Raw genomic sequence first — 982 nt, forward strand, 5'->3', positions numbered from 1 at the left:
CCGCTCGACGACGCCCGGGTCCTCCAGGGCGTTCATCTTCGCGACGTTACGCCCCCCGCGTCCGGCGAGCGCGTGGTCGCGCTCGCGGTCGATCAGCTCGTAGATCCGCGCACGGAGGGTCTCGGGCGCGACGAGGAGCTTCCGGTAGCTCCGATTGCGCGAGTGGCCGGTGAATGAGTTGAACAGCCGAACGAGGTCCTGTCCGACGTCGTGGTCGGCGGTGAACAGTCCGAGGTCGACGTACCCCTTCGCGGTCCCCGAGTGGTAGTTCCCCGTCGCGACGTGCGAGTAGAGCCGCACGTCGTCGTCCTCCTCGCGCACCGCCAGCGCGACCTTGCTGTGCGTCTTGAGGTCGACGGTCCCGTACGCGACGTGGATCCCCTCCTCTTCAAGCCGCTTCACCCACCGGAGGTTGTTCTCCTCGTCGAACCGGGCCTTGAGCTCGACCATCACGGCGACCTGCTTCCCGTTCTTCGCGGCGTCGATGAGGCTCCCGAGTACACGTGAGTCCGGCGCGGTCCGGTATATCGCCGCCTTGATCGCGAGCGTGTCCGGGTCGTGCGCCGCGGCGTCGAGGAACGTCTGGACGGTGTCGGTGAACGAGTGGTACGGATGGTGGACGAGCGCGTCCCGCTCGCGGATCGATTCGAACAGCGCCTCCGGCTGCTTCGGGTCGAGGCCGACGAACCGCGGGTGCTGTTGGGGCGTCCACTCGGGGCGCTTCAGCGCCGGCGCGTCGAGGTCGTAGAGGCTCTCGAAGTCGGAGAGCGCCAGCGGGGCACGCCGCTCGAACACCTCCCGGTCGTCGACGTCGAGGTGTTCGACGAGCAGGTCGCGGACCGCGGACGAGGTGTCCTCGTCGATCTCGACGCGGACGAGCGTCGCGAAGCGCCGCTGCCGGAGCACGTCCTCGATCCGCTCTATCAGCCCCTCGGCGACGTCCTCGTTGCGCCTGACCTCGGCATTGCGGGTCACGCGGAAC

At 68.6% G+C, this 982-nt stretch carries 1 pseudogene; it reads right to left on the reverse strand.

What is annotated here, in order from left to right:
- Positions 1-982: pseudogene (locus DVK07_RS19605) on the reverse strand (polyphosphate kinase 1); the annotation flags it as partial.

Origin of the sequence: Halorubrum sp. Atlit-26R (assembly GCF_003666015.1) — an archaeon.
In the GTDB taxonomy this organism is placed as follows: Archaea; Halobacteriota; Halobacteria; order Halobacteriales; family Haloferacaceae; genus Halorubrum.